The following is a 12,990-nucleotide window of genomic DNA, read 5'->3' on the forward strand; positions in this document are numbered from 1 at the left end:
TGAGTTTCGGGTTATTCCTGAACTACACAGGGCACCGTCGCCCCCGCAGTTCGGGAGGCCATCATGACGACGAATGGTCCGATCGGGATCACGCCGTTCCAGGCGCGCGGTCATCTACAGGGTTTCGTGGTCTCGGGCCGCTGGCCGGACACCACCAAGGAATGGGCCCAGGTGCTGGTCCTCGCGGTGCGGGTGGCCTCGATGCCCGGCCTGCTGACCACCTCCACGGTGTTCGGGGTACGCGAGGACCTGCCCGACGATCCGGAGCCGGGCACGGTCGGGTTGGTGCTGGCCGAGGGGCCGGTGCTCGGTGACGAGGCGGTGGAGCCGGGCCGCTTCGCCGGTCACGTCCCGCCCGCCCTGCTGATGCTGCATCCGCCGTCGGAGACCAGGCCCTCGCTGCCGGAGTGCGTCGGCGCAGCCTCGGGCTGCGTGCTGCTGCCCGGCGTGCCGCATCTGGGTCTCGAGCATCGCGCGGCCTGGGCCGAGGCCGAGCTCGACGGGACGGTCACCTCGCTGGTGAGCCGGGTCGGCATGGATCTGATCAGCGATCCCGACACCGCCGTGCTCGCGATGTTGCTGGCCGCCTGAGGCTTTCACCCGGAAGGTCCGGCGAATGCCGGGCAACGGGGTCGCCTGCCCGGTGAATTCAGGGAAACCGAACTATCCGGGCCGCACAGCCAAACTTCTTGTGCCCATAGCGATTTCGATTACACAGAGTTGGCACACCGGCAGCAATCGGGCTAGGGTGGACAGCAGCGAAGGGGAGTAGCCCGCAATCGCCCAGTCGACATACTGATCGGCGCCGCACTCGGCGCGGTCCGGCTGCGCGAACCGGTGACCACCGGTGGGCGAGACCTTCGGCCACGAACCGATCCGTAGACCGGTGTGGCTGAAGGCGCACCCGTTTTCAGCCGCAGGCCGGAGTATCCACCTGGGAGCTGACTCATGATCGCCACGATCCTGCTGAGCTTCGGCGTGATCTTCCTCGCCGAGCTCGGCGACAAATCGCAGCTGATGGCGCTGACCTTCGCGCTGCGCTACCGCTGGTGGGTGGTGCTCATCGGCATCAGCGTCGCCAGCGTGGCCGTGAACCTCATCGCCGCGGGCGTCGGCCATTTCCTCGGGACCGCGCTGCCCGCGAGCGCCATCGCCGTCGTCACCGCGCTCACCCTGCTCGCCGTCGGCCTGTGGACGCTGCGGGACGCGCTCGGCCCGGCCGAGGACGCCGAGGACACGCCGCCGCCGAGCACACGCAACGCCTTCCTCGTCGTCATCTCCGCCTTCATGCTCGCCGAACTCGGCGACCGCACCATGTTCGCCGCGGCCGCGCTGGCCTCGAACAACGGCTGGCTGGCCGTCTGGATCGGCTCGGCGGCGGGCATGGTCGCCGCCGGTGGGCTGGCGATCCTGGTCGGCAAGCTCGCCGGTAAGCACCTGCCCGAACGCGGCATCGCGTTCACCTCGGGCCTGCTGTTCCTGTTCTTCGCGGCCAAGACCACGCTCGACGCCTTCGTGCCGAGCCTGGGCGGCTGGGGTTCGACCGGCCTCGCCCTGCTCGCCCCGGCCGTGGTCGGTCTCGGCATCGGCGCATGGCGGTTCTTCCGCCCGCGCGCGACGACGGTCGCGGTGGACGCCGATCAGTCGGTGAAGGCGTTGCCATAGACCGATCCGGAGCGGCGGGCCAGGTCGATCAGCGGTTCCTTCAGATCGCGGAGCCCGTCCAGATCCTCGGCCGCGATCTTGCCGGTGACCATGGCGCCGATCGCCGCGGCCAGCGTCGCGCAGGCGAACTGCTGCTCGGCGGTCTGCGCGCCGAGCATGGCCGCCACCACCGCCACGAAACGGCTCTGCAGCTCCATCCGGGCCTTGACCGCCGACGGACCGACCGCGTACACCTCCATCAGGAACAACCGGGCCGAGGCCGGGTCGTCGATCATGTGATCGAAGTAGGCGGTGAGGATGCGATCCATCCTGGTGAACGCGTCGGCCTCGGCGGTCTCGGCGATCACCTCCTGTAGTCGGGCGGCGAGCAGGCCGGAGACCCGGTCGAAGGCGGCCGCGAAGCAGTCCTCCTTGGAGCGGAACAGCTCGTAGAACGTCTCGCGCGAGACTCCGGCCCGTTTGAGCACCGCGGCCACCGGAGTGCCGACGTAGCCGCCCTCGGTCATCGCCTCACCCATCGCGACGAGGATGCGCTCCCGCTGCGAGGCCACCACTTCCTCGCGGGAGAGATGGTGCCGTCCGCGCGGGAGCTGGCGCAGGGTGGATGCCGAATCGCTCATCGTCGAACTCCGTGCTCGAGGTGCGGGCTTGCCGTTCCATTCTGCGCGGTCGGCGCCGCGCGTGGTTGGCCACGCTACCCATGGGTCGGTGAGGAGGTGATGTGCGCCTCGAGTCCGACCGGCTAAGGTGCCATTGACGAAGTGCCAACTGGCTGTCACGAACGAGAGGACCATCGTGGAGATTTCGGGTTCCGCCGCCATCGTCACCGGGGGCGCGTCCGGCCTCGGTGCCGCCACCGCCAAGCGACTGGCCGAGGCCGGTGCCACCGTCTTCGGGCTCGACGTTCCGGCGTCCATCGAGCGCGCAGGCGACAACGTGCCCGCCGGTGTCACCCTGATCGCGGCCGACGTCACCAGCAACGACGAGGTCGCCGCCGCGATCGCCAAGATCACCGAGGGCCCGGCGCCGCTGCGCATCGTGGTCAACTGTGCCGGCGTCGGCTGGGCGGGCCGCATCCTGTCCAAGAACGGCCCGCACGACCTGGAGCTGTTCCGCACCGTCATCACCGTGAACCTGCTCGGCACGTTCAACGTGATGCGCCTGGCCGCGGACGCCATCGCCAAGACCGAGCCGGTCGACGAGTACGGCCAGCGCGGCGTGGTGATCAACACCGCGTCGGTCGCCGCGTTCGAGGGCCAGATCGGCCAGATCGCCTACTCCGCGTCCAAGGGTGGCGTGCACGGCATGACCGTCCCGGCCGCGCGCGACCTGGCCCAGTTCGGCATCCGCGTGAACACCATCGCCCCCGGCATCATCGACACCCCGATGCTGGCCGGCGTCACCGAGGAATACCGCAAGGGCCTCGAGGCCGGCGTCCCGTTCCCGTCGCGCCTGGGCCGCCCGGACGAGTACGCCCAGCTGGTCGAGTACATCGCCGCGCACGACTACCTCAACGGCGAGACCATCCGCATGGACGGCGCCCTGCGCATGGCCCCGCGCTGACCCTGACAGCGAAGACTGCCCGTCGCCGGTTTCCGGCGGCGGGCAGTCGCGCGTTCGGCGTCAGAGCGTGCGCTCGAAGGTGATGAGCGAGCGGCCGGGGCCGTTGTAGTCGGGGATCGGGCCCGTGACGGTGAAGCCGAGGCTGCGGTGGAAGTCGATGGAGGTGAAGTTGGCCGGTGAGGTGATGGCGGAGACCACCTTTCGGCCGTCGGCCCTGGCCAGCTCGAAGAACTGGTCGTAGAGGGTGCGGCCGAGGCCGACCTTGCGGGCGTCGGGACGGACGCCGACGAAATGGATGTAGGCCGCGTCGGGATCCGACGGCGAGCCGAAACCGATGAGGAAACCGGAGATTCCGTCCTCGTCACTGGCCACCAGGCTGGTGCGGTGGAAGTGGTCGAGGAACAGCCTCGGCAGGCTGGGGACCACGGTTCTGCCCCACCAGTGATCGACCACCCCGATCAGGCCGTCGTAGTCGCCGGGCCGCGCCCGGCGGATGTCGTGCCCCGCCGCCATCCCTCCATAGTGCGGGTCGACCGGCCGGTCGGCATCCGGATTCCACACAGTGGAACTCGCGTGACCGCCTCCCCAGCGGCGTGAGGAGGCGGTGCGCGACAGCGTCAGACGGTGCGGGTCAACCGCTCGGTGAGCAGCTGGGCGAACCGTGCCGGGTCCTTCAGTTCGCCGCCCTCGGCGAGAACCGCGGTGCCGTAGAGCAGTTCGGCGGTCTCGGCGAGCTCGGGGACCTTGCCCTCGTCGGCGTCGGACTTGCGCGCGTCATAGGCGTCGCGCAGGCCGGTGACCAGCGGGTGGGTCGGGTTGAGCTCGAGGATGCGCTTGGATTCCGGCAGCGCCTGACCCGAGGCGCGGTACATGCGCTCGAGCATCGGGGTGAAGTCGAAGACATCACCGACCAGGCAGGCGGGCGAGGTGGTGAGCCGGTTGGTCAGGCGCACCTCCTTGGCGACATCGTCGAGGGTCTTGCCGAGCCAGGTGAGCAGATCGGCGAAGTCCTTGTCCTGCTGTTCGCGCAGGGCCTCGGTCTCCTTCTTCTCCTCCTCGGTCTCCAGGTCGACCTCGCCCTTGGCGATGGACTGGAACTTCTTGCCGTCGAACTCCGGCACCGAGCCGACCCACATCTCGTCGACCGGGTCGGTCAGGATCAGCACCTCGCGGCCCTTGGCCTTGAATGCCTCCAGGTGCGGCGAATTCTCCACCTGCGCACGGCTTTCGCCGGTCATGTAGTAGATCGCGTCCTGGCCCTCCGGCATCCGCTCCACGTACTGCTTCAGCGTGGTGAGCTCGGACTCCGAGGCGGTCGAGGCGAAAGACGAGACGGTGAGCAGGGTTTCGCGGTTGTCGGTGTCGGAGAGCAAGCCCTCCTTGAGGACCCGGCCGAACTGCGCCCAGAAGGTCTGGTACTTGGTCTGGTCCTCGGCGCCCTGCAGATCCTTGACCGTGGAGAGCACCTTCTTGACCAGGCGCTTGCGGATCATCTGGATCTGGCGGTCCTGCTGCAGGATCTCGCGGGAGACGTTGAGCGAGAGGTCCTGCGCGTCGACCACACCCTTGACGAAGCGCAGGTACTCCGGCATCAGCTCTTCGCAGTTGTCCATGATGAACACGCGCCGCACATAGAGCTGCACACCGCGCTTGTGCTCGCGGGTGAACAGGTCGAACGGCGCGGTCGACGGGATGAACAGCAGCGCCTGGTACTCGAAGGTGCCCTCGGCCTTCATCGGGATGATCTCGAGCGGCTCGTCCCAGGCGTGCGAGACGTGGTGGTAGAACTCCTTGTACTCCTCGTCGGAGACCTCGCTGCGCGGGCGCGTCCACAGCGCCTTCTGCGAGTTGAGCGTCTGGTCCTCGACGACGGTCTTCTCGACCTTGTCCTCGCCCTCGCCCTCCATCACGGTGCGCTCGACCTGCATGCGGATCGGCCAGGCGATGAAATCGGAGTACTTGCGGACGATCTCGCGCAGCTTCCATTCCTGCGTGTAATCGAAGAGGTGATCGTCCTCGTCGGCGGGCTTGAGCTGCAGGGTCACCGCGGTGCCCTGCGGGGCGTCGACGACGGTGTCGATCGTGTAGGTGGAGCTGCCCGCGGCGGCCTCCCAGCGGGTGCCCTCGGTCTCGCCCGCCTTGCGGGTGGTCAGCGTGACCTTGTCGGCGACCATGAAGGTGGAGTAGAAGCCGATGCCGAACTGGCCGATCAGCTCCTCGGCCGCGGCGTCGGACTTGGCCTCGGTGAGCTTGCGGCGCAGCTCCGCGGTGCCCGACTTGGCGAGGGTGCCGATCAGGTCGACGACCTCGGCGCGGGACATGCCGATGCCGTTGTCGCGCACGGTCAGGACCCGCTCGTCGGCCGCGACCTCCAGCTCGATGTGCAGGTCGGAGGTGTCGGCGACGAGGTCCTTGTCCTGGAACGTGGCCAGCTTCAGCTTGTCCAGTGCGTCGGAAGCGTTCGAGATCAGCTCCCGCAGGAACGTGTCTTTGTTGGAGTAGACCGAGTGGATCATCAGCTCCAGGAGCTGATGGGTCTCGGCCTGGAACTCGAGGGTTTCGACGTGCTCTGTCACAGCACCGATGTTATTACCGCCCGAAGTCGGCCAGCGAGGGAACCTCGGCGACGGCGCGCTGGGTCATCCACTCCCGCAGCACCTGGGTGGCGCGCACGTCGTCTTCGTTGTATTCGAACAGGCGGGTGCGCTGGGACATGTCGACGGCGGCGTCGTAGCCGACGGCCCGGCGATACCAGCCCATGGAGGCCTCGCCGCCCGCTTCCGGGTCGCGCCAGCCGAAGCCGGCGACGGGCGCGATCTTCTTGAGGCCCTTGCCGTTCGGGCAGATGAACTGGTCGGTCACGGCCTGGAACATGTCGACCCATTCGGGTGAGTCGACGAAGGCGCGGACCTCCTCGTGGGTGGGCACGCCCGGCTTGCCCGCGAAGCGGCGGGCCGACTCGTAGAGCCACTTGTCCTCGGCGGTGCGCGAGTAGCAGTAGGCGGCGAAGGTCTTGCCCACCGCGTGCGCGTCGGCGCGCACCCGCATGAGCCAGGTCCAGAACTCGCCGAAGGAGCGGCCCTCGTCCTCGGTGGGCAGCGGGTCCCAGGTGACGAACGGGCGGTACACGCCGTCGAGCAGCGTGCCCCACAGGTAGGCACCGTCCTCCTGGTAGCTCTCCAGGTCAACGTCGACCTCCACGTCGGCGCGGCGCACGCTCACCGTGTCGAAGCGGCGCACCAGTGGCGCGCCCGCGATCCAGGCGCGGGCGGTGACCACCGTTTCGGAGAAGGGTCCGTGCTGCCAGTCGTCGGGGTCGTCGCCCTCCCAGGCGGCCAGTTCGTCGACGGTCTGCACACCGTGCACGCGCAGCACGTCGGCCCGGGAACCGGGCGCGACCAGGCTGACATCGCGCATGACCGCCAGCTGCCCCTCACAACTCGGTTCCCCACCGGGCCCACGCACCCACCACGGGCACTGCCTGCACTCGGGCACCTTCGACGGCTGGGTCGGCAGCTCGCCGCGGACCACGGCGATGCGATCGCCGTAGCGCAGGTCGTAGTCGGCGAGCACGGTGGTGAGGTCGTGCACGAGGATGCGGTCGAAGGCGAGGCCGATCGCACCGCCGACCAGGGCGGGGCTGGCCATGCCGTGCCGCTGCAACATCCGGTACAGGTGCGCGAGGCGCTGCTGGTCGCGCGGCTGCGGGCGCAGCTTCACGTGCTTGTCGCGGCGCGGCTCCCAGCGGTGCAGCTCCGAGGTGAGCGGGTGGAAATCGGCCGGGTCGGGGCGACGCGGGTCGGTGATCTTGTGGTTGACCACGATGATCGGGATGTAGCCACCGCGATCGAGATCGCGCAGCAGGAACTCGGCGCCGCCGCGCCGGCCGGTATCGGGTTCCTGCGGCAGCAGCCCACCCCAGATGCGCGGGGCGCCCGCCTCCATCGCGGCCATCGTCGCCGCCGCCTTCTCCCGCGCGCGCAGCGCCGGATCGATCACCACCCAGTCGGCGGGGGCGGCCGAGACCAGCTCGTCGCGCACCCTGGCGCGATGCGTGCTCGCCGCCTCCCTGCGCTGCTGAACCCCCGGATCCTCCCTGACCTCGGCGATCACTTCGGGATACTCGGCGTCCAGGCGCAGGCGATGCCTGCACCCGATCAGCGAGCGCGCGTCCAGGAAGGCGATCCGGGCCTCGGCGACCCCGGTTTCGGCACCTCGATCGAGCGCAGCGGAAGCGGGGGCCGGGCGATGCACCGGCCCGCCGTCGAAGTCGTCCTCGGCTGCACGCACGCAAGCAGTATGGTCGTACCCCCCGACACAATGCCCAGTCGGTCCTTCCCAGTGAAGCGGAAGCGTGTCGTCTTACACTGTGGTCCGATATTGTGTGAAGCATGGCGAAGGTGGTGAAGCGCTGGCGAAGATGACCGAGCCACTCGACATCCACTGGTCGCGGGTGCTGCCTGACGGTGCGGCGCCGTCGACGGTGACGATGTCGCGCGACAGGGCCGGTGGTTCGTGTCCCTACTCGTCGAAGAAATGATCATCGCGTTGCCATCCACGACGAAGACCGTTGGCGTGGATGTGGGCATCGACTCGCTGGCCGCACTGTCCACCGGGGAGAAGATCACCAATCCGCGCCACGAGCGCGCCGACCGGCGCAGATTGGCGAAGGCGCAACGCACCTTGGCCCGCAAAGTGCTGGGGTCCGACAACCGGGAGAAGGCGCGCCGGAAGGTGGCCCGCATTCATGCGAGGATTACCGATCGGCGTACCGATTTCCTGCACAAACTGTCCACGAGGCTGATCCGTGAGAACCAAGCGGTCGCGATCGAGGACCAAGCTGTCGCTGAACATTCGGCGGTGGACATGTCGCTGTGGGGCGGTCCATGACCGGGATGTGAACGCGGCACGCAATATCCTCGCTGCCGGGCTGGCAGAGAGGTGAAACGCTTGTGGAGTCGGTGTAAGTCCGCGAAGGAGTACTCCTTGTCGGCAGCTGATGGTGAAGCAGGAATCCCCGCCCTTCCGGGCAGGGAGATGTCAACCCACTACGCTACGAAGTGGCAAGTGGCGGGCCGCTCCCGGCGGTGCTGCCTCACGACTTGGTGAGCATGACGGAGGGCCTGATCTCATGGGGTTGTTCAAGCGCAAGCGGCGGCCGAGCCGACGCGCGGAGGCGAAGGCACTCAAGCACAAAGCCGCCGTCGAGGCGAAGCTCGGCGCCAAGAACGAGCGCAAGGCGGCCAAGGCGAGCGAACGCACCACCCGCAGGGCGGCCAAGGCGCAGGCCAAGACCGAGGCCAAGGTGGCCAAGGCCCAGATCGCGACGCTGCAGGCCGAGGAGAAGGCCGCCGAGAAGCTGGCGGCCAAGGCCGACCGCGAGCTGTTCAGCGCGAGCCAGATCCGCAAGTACATCGGGGTGGCCCGGGTGCTCGTCCCCGTGCTCACGCCGCTGGCCTACCGCGCCGCGACCTTCGTGCGCGGGCAGCTCGACGCGCGCAAGGCGCAGCAGCTGGGTATCGGGCTCGACCAGCTCGGTGAGTTCAGCGGCCACGGCGCGCGCCTGCAGGCCCGCATCACCAACACCGAGAGCGCGCTCGACAAGGTCGCCGCCGACGCGCCCGGTGACGCCGACACCAAGAAGTTCGTCGCGGCCGCCCGGTCCCGGCTGGCCGATCTGACCGTCGCGGTGAACACCGCCGAGCAGATGCCCGCCGCGCGCCGCAAGGCCGTGCACGCCTCCATCTCCACCGAGCTCTCGGTGCTCGAGAACGACGCGCTCGCCCGCCTCGGCGTGCGCTGACCCGTCCCGTGCCGACGCCGCAGCTCACCGCCCGCCTACGCGGTGGTGGCTGCGGCGTTCTCGTCGGCGCGCTGGCCGTCGCTGCGCACGGGATCGCCGGTGGCACTGTGCCGCGCTCGGCGGATATCGCGCTGCTGCTGCTGGTTTCACTCGCGGCGGGGATGTTCGCGTCGGGCGCCACCACCCAACCGCCGCGCTCGTACCGGCTGCCGCTGGGCGGTCAGCGGGTGGCACACCTTCCAGCCACGGTGCTGGACGGTCTGCGGGCGGCCCGCTCCGGGAACCCGCCGGCGCCGGCAACGGCGCGACCCGCGCTGCTGGGCGATCTGCGGGCGGCCCACACCGGGATCCCGCCCCTGCCTGCCACGGCCCGATCCGCGCTTGCCCTGCTCGGCGGGCAGTGGGCCGGGCACTACGCGCTCAGCTGGTCGCCCGGCCACCACGAGAGTGTCGACGGGTTCGCGCATCTGCCCGGCGCGCCGATGATCGCCGCCCACGTGCTGGCCGCCTTCGCCTGTGCCGCACTGATTCTCGTCGCCGAGCGGTTGTACCTGGCCGCGTCGAGTGTGGTCCGCGCGCTGCTGCGGCGGCCCGCCGCGCTGCTCGCCCCTCGGGACACCCGCTGGGCGGACGTACGAGCCACTGTTCCCGTCATCCGTCCGAAGGGCGCGCGCTCCCCCCGCGCGCCGCCGCTGTTCGCCTGATCCCAGACGACATCAGACCTCTTCGGACAGAAGGCATTCCATGCACAACTCCATCACCCGTTGCACCGGCGCGGCCGCACTCGCCGTCGGCCTGGTGCTCGCCGCGAGCGGCACGGCGGCGGCCCACGTCACCGTCGACGCGCCCGGCGCCGCGCAGGGCGGCTACACCGTCGCCACCTTCAAGGTGCCCAACGAATCCGATACCGCGTCGACCACCGGGCTGCGCGTCACCGTGCCCGCGATGAAGGGCGTTCGCACCGAACCACTGGCCGGCTGGAAGGCCGAGACCACCCGGAACGACAAGGGCGAGGCCATCGTCACCTGGACCGCGGAGCCGGGCAACCCGGGCATCGGCCCCGGCCAGTTCCAGCGGTTCGTGCTCTCGCTCGGCCCGCTGCCGAGCCAGGACACGGTGCTGTTCCCCGCGCAGCAGACCTACAGCGACGGCAAGGTCGTCGCCTGGGATCAGCCGAGCACCGACGGCGCCGAGCCCGAACACCCGGCCCCCACCATCACCCTCGCCGACAAGGACGCCGCCGAGGGCGGCGATCACCACGTCGCCTCCGCCGATTCGGCCGAATCCGAGCCGGATTCGGTGGCGCGCTGGCTCGGTGGCATCGGGCTCGCGCTCGGACTGTTCGCCGCGGCGCTCGGCCTCGGGCTCGTCTTCCGGTCGCGGAGGTCGTGATGCGCGGATCCGCTCGTCTCCTGATCGTCGTGCTCGCGGTGCTGTTCGCGGGCGCCTTCGCCGCGGCGGGGACCGCGGGCGCGCACTCCGGTGCCGTGAGCAGTGTCCCCGAGGACGGGTCGACCGTCGAGGTCGGCCCGGCGCGCGCCAGCATCACCTTCAACGAGGAACTGCAGCCGAACTTCCCGTCGCTGACCGTGGTGGGCCCCGACGGCAGGTTGTGGTCCAAGGGCGAGGCCAGCGTCGAAGGCCGTTCGGTGAGTGTGGAACTGGGTGAGCTGGGCCCGGTCGGCAAGTACACGCTGGCGTACCGGGTGACCTCGGCCGACGGCCACCCCGTGAGCGGGACCCGGCAGTTCACGCTGAGCAAGGAGGGCACCGGCACCCCGGGCGCCAAGCCCGGCGAGGACAAGGCCGACGGCGGCGGCGATTCCGGCGGGGTGCCCGTGTGGGTGTTCATCGCGGGCGGTGTCGTGCTGTTCGGCGCCGGTCTCGCGGTCGCGCTGCTCGGCGGCCGCGCCGGACGCGGCAAGTAGCCACCCGATGGCGACCGGGCGCCAGGCGCCGGGGACCGCGCCGTGGCGGATCCTGGCGCCGGTCGCGGTGGCGGCGGTAGCCGGAGTGGCGCTGGCCTGGCTGGTGCGCGCCGACGGCGGTTTCCCGGCGGCGGCCTGCGCGCGGGTCGTCGCCGATGTCGCGGGCGCGACCGTCATCGGACTCGCCGCCCTGCCCCGGCTCGACACCCGGCTTCGGGTCGACTGGCGACCACTCGCCGTGGTCGCCGGGGTCTGGTTCGCCGCCGAGTTCGCGGTGCTGGCCGGTGAGGCGGCCGACATCGTCGGGGTGCCGGTGCGCGCGCTCGGCGCCGCCGATTTCGGCACCTTCCTCACCGAACTCAGCGGCGGCCAGATCGGCATCGCGATCCTGTTCTGCACCGGCGCGGTCGCCTGCTACGCCGCGGTGGCATTCCGGCGGCCCGACGCGGCCTCGGCCGATCTGGTGCTGGTGTTCGCCGCCGTCGCGCTGGCCCTGCGCCCGATCACCGGGCACATGTCGCAGCAGATGTTCGGTTCGGTGCTGGCCGCGGTGCACGCGCTGGCCGCCGCGGCGTGGCTCGGCCTGCTGCTGGCCATGGCGCTGGTGTTGCGCACGAGGGGTGGCTGGGCATCGACGCTGCCGGTCTATTCGCGGGTGGCCGCCCCGCTCGTCCTGGCGATCGCGCTCACCGGCCTGATCGACGGGCTGGTGCGCATCGGCGGCATCGAACCGCTGTGGACCAGCGGATACGGGCGGATCCTTCTGGCCAAGTTCGCGGTCCTGTGCGCGTTGACCGGGCTGGGCTGGTGGTGGCGGCGCACCTGGGTGACGCGGGCCGCGAACCACCGGGTCACGGTCGAGATCTCGCTGCGCAACGCCGTGCTCGAGGTGACGCTGATGGCCGTCGGCTTCGGCCTCGCCGCCACACTGGCGATCACCGCGTGAGCCCGCCGCCGCTACAGTTGCCGCCATGACCGAAGTGAGGATCGCCGAAGACTGCGCGGCTCCGGCCAAGACCGCGTTCGATTTCATGAACGACTACCACAACCTGCCGAAGTTCTGGTACGGCATCGAATCGTTCACCCCGGTCACCGAGCAGACCACCGGTGTGGGCGCCACCTTCGACGGCAAGATGAGGCTCGGCCCCGCCTCGCTCACCTCCCGCATCGAGGTCGTGCGCTGGGAAGAGGGCAGGCTGATCGCCACCAAGGCGATCAAGGGGTTCGAGATCATCACCACCTTCCAGTTCCTGCCCAAGGGCGAGGAAGTGTGCACGGTCGACGCCGTCATCGAGTACTTCGTGCCCGGCGGCATCGCGGGCAAGATGCTCGGCAAGACCATCGAGCCGTTCATCAAGGTCGCCGTGAAGCACACCACAGAAAGCCTGATCAGGGAGATCAACAAAGCCCACCAGCAGAGCGCCTGACACAATCGGCACCATGACCGAATCAGCGAATGTTGTGGCCACCGCCGATCTGGCCGATGAGATCGGCCCCGAGATCCGCAGCTGCGACACCCAGTTCATCCAGTTCGGTGGCCGGGCCGCGTTCGCCGGACGGATCACCACGATCCGCTGCTTCCAGGACAACCTGCTGGTCAAGCAGACCCTGAGCGAGCCGGGCGAGGGCAAGGTCCTCGTCGTCGACGGCGGCGCGAGCGTGCACACCGCCCTGGTCGGTGACATCATCGCCGGCCGCGGTGTGGACAACGGGTGGGCGGGCGTGATCGTCAACGGCGCCGTGCGCGACTCGGCGATCCTGCGCACCCTCGACATCGGGGTGAAGGCGCTGGGCACCAACCCGCGCAAGAGCACCCAGACCGGCAGCGGCGAGAAGGACGTCACCGTCGAGTTCGGTGGGGTGAGCTTCGTCCCCGGGGAAATGCTCTACAGCGACCACGACGGCATCGTCGTCCGCGCCGAGGACTGAAATCTGGAGCGCTGGCGCGCTCGAGTCGCGGCCCTTCCAGTCCCGCCGATCGGTCACCGGTGCTTGCTCCTACCTCGCCTACGCACCGGCGCCCGATCGGCG

General features: G+C 69.7%; 16 protein-coding genes. 12 read left to right on the plus strand and 4 right to left on the minus strand.

Features of this window, described 5'->3' with window-relative positions; genetic code table 11:
* The first annotated feature begins 63 nt into the window (after positions 1-63).
* The gene (locus tag AB0H56_RS18705; RefSeq protein WP_357164461.1) at positions 64-591 is read left to right on the plus strand and encodes a peptidase; all 528 of its coding nucleotides are present in this window, start codon (positions 64-66) and stop codon (positions 589-591) included.
* 357 nt (positions 592-948) lie between these two features.
* Positions 949-1,665, plus strand: a complete 717-nt coding sequence (locus AB0H56_RS18710; RefSeq protein ID WP_357164464.1) for a TMEM165/GDT1 family protein — start codon at positions 949-951, stop codon at positions 1,663-1,665.
* Here the strand turns inward: AB0H56_RS18710 and AB0H56_RS18715 are convergent.
* On the minus strand, positions 1,641-2,285 hold the full coding sequence (locus AB0H56_RS18715; RefSeq protein ID WP_280220212.1) for a TetR/AcrR family transcriptional regulator: 645 nt from the start codon (positions 2,283-2,285) through the stop codon (positions 1,641-1,643). The genes AB0H56_RS18710 and AB0H56_RS18715 overlap by 25 nt on opposite strands.
* Positions 2,286-2,460: 175 nt before the next feature.
* Between AB0H56_RS18715 and AB0H56_RS18720 the strand changes: the two genes are divergently transcribed.
* A complete protein-coding gene (locus AB0H56_RS18720) occupies positions 2,461-3,228 on the plus strand; it encodes an SDR family NAD(P)-dependent oxidoreductase (RefSeq protein WP_110038007.1) in 768 nt (255 codons plus the stop codon).
* Between the two features lie 60 nt (positions 3,229-3,288).
* Here the strand turns inward: AB0H56_RS18720 and AB0H56_RS18725 are convergent, their stop codons facing one another.
* The 3 genes from AB0H56_RS18725 to AB0H56_RS18735 all read right to left on the minus strand — a co-directional run bounded on the left by AB0H56_RS18725 (position 3,289) and on the right by AB0H56_RS18735 (position 7,413).
* Positions 3,289-3,741 carry a GNAT family N-acetyltransferase gene (locus AB0H56_RS18725; protein ID WP_357164467.1) on the minus strand — a complete coding sequence of 151 codons (453 nt, stop codon included), beginning with the start codon at positions 3,739-3,741 and terminating at the stop codon, positions 3,289-3,291.
* A 104-nt stretch (positions 3,742-3,845) separates the two neighbouring features.
* Positions 3,846-5,804: a molecular chaperone HtpG gene (htpG, locus tag AB0H56_RS18730; protein WP_357164470.1), complete on the minus strand. Its 1,959-nt coding sequence runs from the start codon at positions 5,802-5,804 to the stop codon at positions 3,846-3,848.
* Positions 5,805-5,817: 13 nt separating this feature from the next.
* The gene (locus AB0H56_RS18735; protein WP_357164533.1) at positions 5,818-7,413 is read right to left on the minus strand and encodes a TM0106 family RecB-like putative nuclease; all 1,596 of its coding nucleotides are present in this window, start codon (positions 7,411-7,413) and stop codon (positions 5,818-5,820) included.
* A gap of 351 nt (positions 7,414-7,764) precedes the next feature.
* Between AB0H56_RS18735 and AB0H56_RS18740 the strand changes: the two genes are divergently transcribed.
* From AB0H56_RS18740 to rraA, 9 genes are all read left to right on the plus strand, one after another.
* On the plus strand, positions 7,765-8,118 hold the full coding sequence (locus AB0H56_RS18740) for a transposase (protein WP_357164473.1): 354 nt from the start codon (positions 7,765-7,767) through the stop codon (positions 8,116-8,118).
* Positions 8,081-8,173: a zinc ribbon domain-containing protein gene (locus AB0H56_RS18745; protein WP_357164536.1), complete on the plus strand. Its 93-nt coding sequence runs from the start codon at positions 8,081-8,083 to the stop codon at positions 8,171-8,173. Before AB0H56_RS18740 ends, AB0H56_RS18745 begins: the two co-directional genes overlap by 38 nt.
* Before the next feature lie 186 nt (positions 8,174-8,359).
* On the plus strand, positions 8,360-9,031 hold the full coding sequence (locus tag AB0H56_RS18750; RefSeq protein ID WP_357164475.1) for a DUF6474 family protein: 672 nt from the start codon (positions 8,360-8,362) through the stop codon (positions 9,029-9,031).
* 8 nt (positions 9,032-9,039) lie between these two features.
* Complete coding sequence (locus AB0H56_RS18755) at positions 9,040-9,735, plus strand: hypothetical protein (protein ID WP_357164478.1); 696 nt, start codon at positions 9,040-9,042, stop codon at positions 9,733-9,735.
* A gap of 40 nt (positions 9,736-9,775) precedes the next feature.
* On the plus strand, positions 9,776-10,423 hold the full coding sequence (locus tag AB0H56_RS18760) for a YcnI family protein (protein ID WP_357164481.1): 648 nt from the start codon (positions 9,776-9,778) through the stop codon (positions 10,421-10,423).
* Positions 10,423-10,959: a copper resistance CopC family protein gene (locus tag AB0H56_RS18765; RefSeq protein WP_357164484.1), complete on the plus strand. Its 537-nt coding sequence runs from the start codon at positions 10,423-10,425 to the stop codon at positions 10,957-10,959. Before AB0H56_RS18760 ends, AB0H56_RS18765 begins: the two co-directional genes overlap by 1 nt.
* 7 nt (positions 10,960-10,966) lie before the next feature.
* On the plus strand, positions 10,967-11,905 hold the full coding sequence (locus AB0H56_RS18770; RefSeq protein WP_357164487.1) for a CopD family protein: 939 nt from the start codon (positions 10,967-10,969) through the stop codon (positions 11,903-11,905).
* Positions 11,906-11,930: 25 nt separating this feature from the next.
* On the plus strand, positions 11,931-12,386 hold the full coding sequence (locus AB0H56_RS18775; protein ID WP_357164490.1) for an SRPBCC family protein: 456 nt from the start codon (positions 11,931-11,933) through the stop codon (positions 12,384-12,386).
* Between the two features lie 13 nt (positions 12,387-12,399).
* On the plus strand, positions 12,400-12,888 hold the full coding sequence (rraA, locus tag AB0H56_RS18780) for a ribonuclease E activity regulator RraA (protein WP_110037998.1): 489 nt from the start codon (positions 12,400-12,402) through the stop codon (positions 12,886-12,888).
* Positions 12,889-12,990 lie beyond the last annotated feature (102 nt).

The sequence above is a fragment of the Nocardia sp. NPDC050717 genome (assembly GCF_040654275.1).
Classification (GTDB): domain Bacteria; phylum Actinomycetota; class Actinomycetes; order Mycobacteriales; family Mycobacteriaceae; genus Nocardia.

Excerpts from the sequence above, each read along its gene's own strand:
- AB0H56_RS18705 (WP_357164461.1), top strand. The coding sequence starts at position 64 with ATGACGACGAATGGTCCGATCGGGATCACGCCGTTCCAGGCGCGCGGT.
- AB0H56_RS18710 (WP_357164464.1), top strand. The coding sequence starts at position 949 with ATGATCGCCACGATCCTGCTGAGCTTCGGCGTGATCTTCCTCGCCGAG.
- AB0H56_RS18715 (WP_280220212.1), bottom strand. The coding sequence starts at position 2,285 with ATGAGCGATTCGGCATCCACCCTGCGCCAGCTCCCGCGCGGACGGCAC.
- AB0H56_RS18725 (WP_357164467.1), bottom strand. The coding sequence starts at position 3,741 with ATGGCGGCGGGGCACGACATCCGCCGGGCGCGGCCCGGCGACTACGAC.
- AB0H56_RS18740 (WP_357164473.1), top strand. The coding sequence starts at position 7,765 with ATGATCATCGCGTTGCCATCCACGACGAAGACCGTTGGCGTGGATGTG.
- AB0H56_RS18750 (WP_357164475.1), top strand. The coding sequence starts at position 8,360 with ATGGGGTTGTTCAAGCGCAAGCGGCGGCCGAGCCGACGCGCGGAGGCG.
- AB0H56_RS18760 (WP_357164481.1), top strand. The coding sequence starts at position 9,776 with ATGCACAACTCCATCACCCGTTGCACCGGCGCGGCCGCACTCGCCGTC.
- AB0H56_RS18765 (WP_357164484.1), top strand. The coding sequence starts at position 10,423 with ATGCGCGGATCCGCTCGTCTCCTGATCGTCGTGCTCGCGGTGCTGTTC.
- AB0H56_RS18770 (WP_357164487.1), top strand. The coding sequence starts at position 10,967 with ATGGCGACCGGGCGCCAGGCGCCGGGGACCGCGCCGTGGCGGATCCTG.
- AB0H56_RS18775 (WP_357164490.1), top strand. The coding sequence starts at position 11,931 with ATGACCGAAGTGAGGATCGCCGAAGACTGCGCGGCTCCGGCCAAGACC.
- rraA (WP_110037998.1), top strand. The coding sequence starts at position 12,400 with ATGACCGAATCAGCGAATGTTGTGGCCACCGCCGATCTGGCCGATGAG.